Origin of the sequence: uncultured Rothia sp. (assembly GCF_916049665.1) — a bacterium.
Classification (GTDB): Bacteria; Actinomycetota; Actinomycetes; order Actinomycetales; family Micrococcaceae; genus Rothia.
The window spans coordinates 1-7,019 of sequence record NZ_CAJZIE010000088.1 but is presented as its reverse complement, the minus strand read 5'-3'; the positions used below and the strand labels follow the sequence as shown (position 1 = coordinate 7,019).

Here is a 7,019-nt window from a genome sequence, read left to right as displayed (position 1 = left end):
TATGTGTTTGAGTGAGTTTGTGAGTTGAGTGGTGCCTCCCCGTGAGTGAGGTGGGGATACGACGACACCCCGTAGCGCATTGAGGCTACAGGGCGTTCGATAACCGGCACGGTAGATAGTTTATAGGCTCTGGCTAGGAGTTTCACCAGTGGCGGCCATTTTTAAAAGATAGTTTGGTCACATTAGATCTTAAGTTGAGGGGTTTTTCGCGCACACGAGCCCCAATTTGCACTCTCCACGGGCTAATTTTGCCTCGACAAGGCGAAATATCCCGCACGGTGGCGTGGGCGGCAATTTTCTTGCCTTCGTCTTGCCTTCGCGTGGGCTCGGCACCCAAACCCACCGCTTCAATAAGTATGCGGTGTGGGTTTGAGCGCCAAGCCTCAACTGAACTGTTATATCTGCGCTGCTATCTGCGCTACCGCAACCGAGCCGCTACAGCCCGGTTACTGTCCGCAGGGTATTTGCGAGCGGACTACTGCTTGCGGGAACGTAGCGAGAACTTCTCACGAATAATCGTGAACGTCTGGCGGGTCTCCTCCAGCAGGGCGACCGGCTCCTGCTCGCGCACCGCAACCTCATGAGATGCCGAGGAGTCGGCAGGTTCACCAGCCCGCGCGGCGCCGGGCGCGGTGTTCGGGGTAGCCTCCGCAGAAGCTGCCGCAGCAGCACCCGGAGCGCCAGGAGTACCAGGGGCAGTAAAGCCCGCGGCGGCGCTGAAACCGGCGCGGCGTGCCGCCTCCGCATCCGAAGGAACCGGGTGCACACCGTCTTCATCCACGACCTCACGCAACGTGTAGTCGCGGGCTTCACGGCGCGCATACTCACGAGCCAGCAGGGCACGCAACTCAGAAATCTCCTGGCGAAGATCGTCCACGTCAGCCTTGGTTGCGGGGTACTCCTGCTCCTCCCTGCCACCAAACTTTTCGATAATCCAGCTCGTGAGCGCACCGGTAGCAACCGCGACCAAGCCCCCGCCGTACACCATGACGATCACGGCGATGACCCTGCCGATACCGGTGACCGGGTAAACGTCTCCGTAGCCGACCGTGGCGAGGGTCGTGAACATCCACCAGTAGGCGGTGGGCAGGTCACGAATCATCGCGCCCGGCTCGGAGGACTCCACCGAATAGATCGACAGGGCAAACATGATGATGAAGATCGCGGTGTATCCGAAGAGCTTCACCGCCAGCTCTGAGAGCCTCTTATATTGGCGGTTGGCGGTCATATAAATCATGGAGAGGAAGCTGACAATACGCCACGCGGGCAGCAGCACAATCGCCAGGTTCATCAGGTTATGCGTGATGAAGTAGAGTCGCCGCGGCGCCAAGTACAGGCGAATGCAGTAGTCGGCGGCGAATAGGCCCCACAGGATCATCTGAATGATGTTGAGGTACGCGTCGTACGGCTCCTGAATGCGTGTGCTCATGATGGGCGCGGCGAACGCGAGCAGGTACAGTACGGACGCCACGAACATGGGCGTGGAGGAGCGTTCCTCCCACGCCGCCAGGTTCTTCTCGCCGCGGTACTTGCTGAGCGTGCGGAACAGGCGGGTGCGCGGGGCGCGACGCGGCGGGTCCGTGACGGTGCGGGTGACCGTGCGGATAGTCGTGGTGTGCGTTTCAGGTTCGCCTACATCAATAATCTCGGCGTCACCATCGGGGTTACCCTGGGTGCCCGCTTTCTGGTCGCCCTTGCCGTGCGGGTGATGCGTGGTGCGGGTGATGCGACGCTCCTCGCGGTGCGTACCGTCCGGCGCGTCGGTGGTGGCGTATTCTTCGACGACCTCTTCGTAGTCGTCGGGGTCCAGGTCGGTGGAGTAGACGGAGTGGGTGCTGTCCAGGCGGGCGCTATCAATCTGCACGGCATCAACCTGTACTGCCTCCATGCCGGGGGCGGTAGCCTCTGCGGGGCTACTTGCTGCAGCACTAGTTTTGGCGGCACTGGATTCTGCCGGTGCCGACTGGGTATAACCAGCCTTCGTGGTATTCTCAGCGGCGGCTTCAGATGCGGTAGTTTCAGATGCAACAGTTTCAGGGCGCGCAGACGCACCCACCGGGCTGTTCCCCGGAATATTGCCCGAGGTATTCCCCGAGGTATTGGGTGCTGTGCCGTTCTTTACCGTGTTGTCTGTCTGGTTCTGTTCTGCCTTATCCATAGTGTGAATGATACTCCACGCCGTTGCGTTTGCGTTTCTATTTCGTTGCACTGTGACCTTGTGCTGTGACCTTTGGGCGGCGGTCTTTACACCGCGGTTTTGTGCACGATACTGTGTCGAAATCGGGCGGCGGTTCGGTTGCGGTGGAGAACCGTTCGGGTGCGAAGATGACGGTGTATTGTGCGGGTGTGGATCGTAAGGAGCGTAGTGTGCCTGCGGGTGGCCGCGTGTTTGTGGAGGATTTGGGGGTGCGTGCTTCGGCGGGTTCTCCCCTATTTTGTGGTGTGGTGACTTCTGATAGTACTGCTAGCTGGAATGTTACGGCCCTCGGCGGGCGTGCCTAAGAGCAGCTGCGGCGCTAATAAAGCCTGCACAAGGGAAAACAGGCACCTCTGGTAACGATTATCTTTTGTATTAGAGGTATATTAAGAACGGACTACCCGCCGTTATTAACCAGCCGTTATCAATCAATGGAGATACACCGATGACCGCTCAGTCGCCTGATACCACTGAGGTTGAACTTCCCAAGTTCTACGAATTCATTCCCAGCATTCTTGCTTACCTATCTGACGGCAACTCCCGCACCAATAAAGAGATTTATAGCGCTGTAGCAGAGCGCTACCCGCTTTCTGACGAGCAGCTACTACCCTACCTGCCGAACGGCAAGCGTCCCGTCTATGTGGACCGCATTAGTTGGGGCTTGACCTATCTCAAGATGTTCGGTGCGGTTGATTCCCCTCGCCGCGGTCAGCAGGTTATTTCTGACGAAGGCTTGAAGCTGATTGAGGCTCATCCTGGGGGCATCCCCGATGATGTCGTCGCGCATATCGTTCGTTCCGCCCGCAGCACGCGTGAGCGTTCCCAGTCTGATAGTTCCGAGCAGGACCCGCAGGAAACCCCGAAGACCGCTACCAAGACTGTTGCCGTCACGACTGCACCCTCTGAGGTCTCTGATAGCACCCCGCAGGAACTCATTGATGAAAGCATCACTCAGATTGAGTCCGCGCTGACGCACGATATTTTGGAACGCGTCCGCGCAATGTCTCCGACTGCTTTTGAGCATCTGGTGGTGGATGTTCTGTTGGCGATGGGCTACGGCGGCCCGGCAGGACGCGGCACCGTTACTCCGGCTTCCAATGACGGCGGCGTGGACGGAATCATTGACCAGGATGCGTTGGGTCTTTCAAAGATTTATGTCCAGGCTAAGCGTTACGCCAAGGACAATGTGGTGGGACGCCCTGCCCTTCAGAGCTTTGTGGGCGCACTGCATGGCAAGGCAACGCAGGGAGTGTTCATCACGTCGAGCTCCTATACGTCTGACGCACGCGGCTATGCGGAGGAACTTGGTGGCGGAGTTTCCCTCGTTCTGATTGATGGTGAGCACCTGGCGCGCCTCATGATTAAGTACGGTGTTGGCGTACAGGTGGCACGCACGTACACCATCATGAAGCTTGATGAGGACTTCTTCGACGAAGCCTAAACGTTACACAAGCGTGGGGTGGAAAGCATGTAGCTTTCTGCCCCACGCTTTCTTTTGGGTTAGCCGCCTTTTTGGTTAGCCACAGGAATGTTACGGCCCTCGGCGGGCGTGCCTAAAAATTTCCAAATCGGCCTGCGGGCAGGGTAGTTGCCTCCTTCAGGATCATGCAAAAACCCCACGGGATACCAAGAAATACAAGGGAAAACCACGCCAATACCGGGCGTACAACAAGCCCCCAGTATGGTGACAAGTAGTCGCCAAGCTTAGCCATAACTAACCAGAAAAGACGGCGTTCAAAGGAAGATACTGGAATAAGGACAGCATTCACACACCTGTCACCAGTAAGGAAGCAAGATCATGACCGTCGTGTCAAATACGTCCGAAGCACTCAAGTCCCCCTACGCGGACACCCTCAATCGTCTACTTTCCGATGCACGCGCAGAAGCCGTCGAATCGAGCGTCTCCGAACTCGAACGCCTGGCAATCTCGCACGACGCATCCCACTACCTGCTCGTGCCCGCCGGCCTGATCCGCCCCGACTCCGCCGAAGACGTCGCAAACATCTTCCGCGCAGCCGGCGACCTCGGTCTGCCGCTGACCTTCCGCTCCGGCGGCACCTCCCTGTCCGGCCAGTCCAGCGGCGACGGCCTGATGGTCGACACCCGCCGCCACTTCAAGAAGATTGAGGTCCTTGAAGACGGCAAGAAGGTGCGCGTGCAGCCCGGCGCGACCATCATGATGGTCAACAACTACCTGGCACCCTACGGCTACAAGCTCGGCCCCGACCCGGCATCCTGGTCCGCATGCACCATCGGTGGTGTGGTTGCGAACAACTCCTCCGGTATGTCTTCGGGCACCAAGTACAACACGTACAACACCCTCGACTCCATGGTGTTCGTGCTCCCCAGCGGCACCATCATTGACACCGCCGAACCGGACGCCGATCAGAAACTGCGCTCCCTCGAACCTGAACTTCACGAGGGCCTGCTGCGCCTGCGCAAGCGCGTGCTTGAGAACCCCGAATCCATGGCGAAGATTCGCCAGCAGTACTCCATGAAGAACACCATGGGTTACGGCCTAAACTCCCTGGTTGACTTTGAAACCCCCGTGGACATTCTGCAGCACCTGCTGATCGGTTCGGAAGGTACCCTCGGCTTCGTTGCTTCGGCAACCTACCGCACTCTGCCGATTCTGAAGAACATTTCCACCGGCCTGCTCGTGTTCGACAACCTGATTGATGCTGCACGCTCCGTGCCCGAACTGGTTGCTAACAAGCTCGCTACCGTCGAGCTGATGGACGCCACCAGTATTCGTGTGGCTCAGCGTACCGGCCAGGCTGCGGAGGCGCTCGCCGCCATCGACGTGAAGGACCACGCCGCCCTGCTGGTTGAATTCCAGGGCAACTCCGAGCAGGAGCTGAGCGACCTGGCTGCCGCTGCGGCACCCATGTTTAAGAGCCTGCCCGTGGCGTCGCCCGTGTCGATGACCAGCAAGCTGTCTGAGCGTAACGCCCTGTGGGCGGCACGCCGCGGCCTGTACACCACCGTGGCGGGTAACCGCCGTTCCGGCACTAACGCACTGCTGGAAGACGTGGTTGTTCCTGTTGAGGTTCTGGGTAACACCTGTAGCGACCTGACCAAGCTGTTCGACGCACACGGCTACAAGGACTCCGTGATTTTCGGTCACGCGAAGGACGGCAACATCCACTTCATGCTGAACGAGCAGTTCCGCGACCCGAAGCAGCTGGACCGCTACCGCGAGTTCACCGAAGAAATGGTTCAGCTGATTCTTGCCGCTGATGGCTCACTGAAGGCTGAGCACGGTACGGGTCGTATTATGGCGCCGTTCGTGAGCCGCCAGTTCGGTGAGGAACTCTTCGACGTGATGCGCCAGATCAAGCGCCTGATTGACCCGAAGGGCTTCATGAACCCCGGCGTGCTAATCACCGAGCCGGACACCGACTACGTGACCGACCTGAAGGTCGCTGAGACCGTTGAGGAAGAAGTCGACCGCTGCGTGGAGTGCGGCTACTGCGAGCCGGTCTGCCCCTCCCGCAACCTGACCCTCACCCCGCGCCAGCGCATCGTGATGCGCCGTGAGATTGCCGCCGCCGAGATGAACGGCGACCACGAGCTCGCCGAGCGTCTGCGCAAGGAGTACGAATACAACGGCATCGACACCTGCGCAGTGGACGGCATGTGCCAGACCCGCTGCCCCGTGAACATCAACACCGGTGACCTGATTCGCCGCCTGCGTTCCGAGAACCAGGACAAGCTCGCCGCTACCGGCTGGAAGGTCGCCGCACAGCAGTGGGGCATCATGGACAAGGTCGCAGGCAAGGCCCTGACCGTGGCGAAGAAGCTGCCGTTCCCCGTGGTGCACGGCACCACCAATATTGCTCGTAAGGTCATGGGCGACGACATGGTTCCTTCCTACAAGAAGGACCTGCCCGTCGGTGGCCCGGCACGTAAGCCGCATAAGGACGCTAACGCTGAGATTGTGTTCTTCCCCGCCTGCGTGAACTCCATGTTCGGCGGTGTGGACGGCGACGGCAAGCACGACCCGGTCAACGCAACTCAGGCGTTCATCCGCCTGTGCGAGCGTGCCGGCGTGAAGTACCGCATCCCGGACAACATTGGCGAGATGTGCTGCTCCACCCCGTGGAAGTCGAAGGGCTTCACCGATGGCTACTCGATTATGAGCGACCGCGTGCTGAAGTCCCTGTGGGAGGCTACCGACGGTGGCCGCCTGCCGGTCGTATGTGACGCTTCGTCCTGTACTGAGGGTCTTGAGGTGATGCGCAAGAAGGTTATTGAGGCGCTCGAGCACAAGATTGTGAACGGTCTGCAGCCGGGCGAGCCGGACTACTCGCGTCTGCGCTTGTACGATGCGGTTCAGTTCGCCGCCGACAACATGCTGGACAAGCTGACCGTGTCTACTCCCCTGCCGTCGGTTGCCCTGCACCCGACCTGCTCCATGACTCACCTGGGCACTCAGCCCGCGTTTGAGAAGATTGCGAACGCGATGAGTGACGACGTGTACGTGCCGAAGCACTGGGGCTGCTGTGGCTACGCGGGTGACCGCGGTATGCTGCACCCCGAGCTAACTGCGAGCGCTACGGAGGCTGAGGCTGCGGAGCTGAGCGAGCAGAAGCAGTTCGCCGCATACATTTCGGCTAACCGTACCTGTGAGCAGGGTATGACCGAGGCGACCGGCCACACCTACCAGAACGTGCTGCAGCTGCTGGAACGCACCACCCGCTAAAAGGCTGAGCGCCTAGCAACGGCGTAAAGAAAGGGACCCGACGGGCTATCTTATGTGGATGGCCCGCCGGGTCCTTGCATTTTTCTTTATACTGAGCGCTCTTCCCCACAATTTGGA

4 protein-coding genes are annotated in these 7,019 nt (G+C 59.5%); 3 read left to right on the top strand and 1 reads right to left on the bottom strand.

Going from position 1 to position 7,019, the window contains the following annotated elements:
• Nucleotides 1-475: 475 nt before the first annotated feature.
• Nucleotides 476-2,158 carry an ion channel gene (locus QZ540_RS07775; RefSeq protein ID WP_294628979.1) on the bottom strand — a complete coding sequence of 561 codons (1,683 nt, stop codon included), beginning with the start codon at nt 2,156-2,158 and terminating at the stop codon, nt 476-478.
• Nucleotides 2,159-2,271: 113 nt separating this feature from the next.
• On the opposite strand from QZ540_RS07775, the gene QZ540_RS07770 reads away from it, so the two are divergent.
• The 3 genes from QZ540_RS07770 (at nt 2,272) to QZ540_RS07760 (ending at nt 6,902) form a co-directional block, all read left to right on the top strand.
• Nucleotides 2,272-2,502, top strand: coding sequence for a hypothetical protein (locus tag QZ540_RS07770; protein ID WP_141744435.1), 231 nt, complete (start codon nt 2,272-2,274; stop codon nt 2,500-2,502).
• 140 nt (nt 2,503-2,642) lie between these two features.
• Nucleotides 2,643-3,638 carry a restriction endonuclease gene (locus QZ540_RS07765; protein WP_005505835.1) on the top strand — a complete coding sequence of 332 codons (996 nt, stop codon included), beginning with the start codon at nt 2,643-2,645 and terminating at the stop codon, nt 3,636-3,638.
• A gap of 357 nt (nt 3,639-3,995) precedes the next feature.
• On the top strand, nt 3,996-6,902 hold the full coding sequence (locus QZ540_RS07760) for an FAD-binding and (Fe-S)-binding domain-containing protein (protein ID WP_294628977.1): 2,907 nt from the start codon (nt 3,996-3,998) through the stop codon (nt 6,900-6,902).
• The last annotated feature ends 117 nt before the right edge of the window (nt 6,903-7,019 follow it).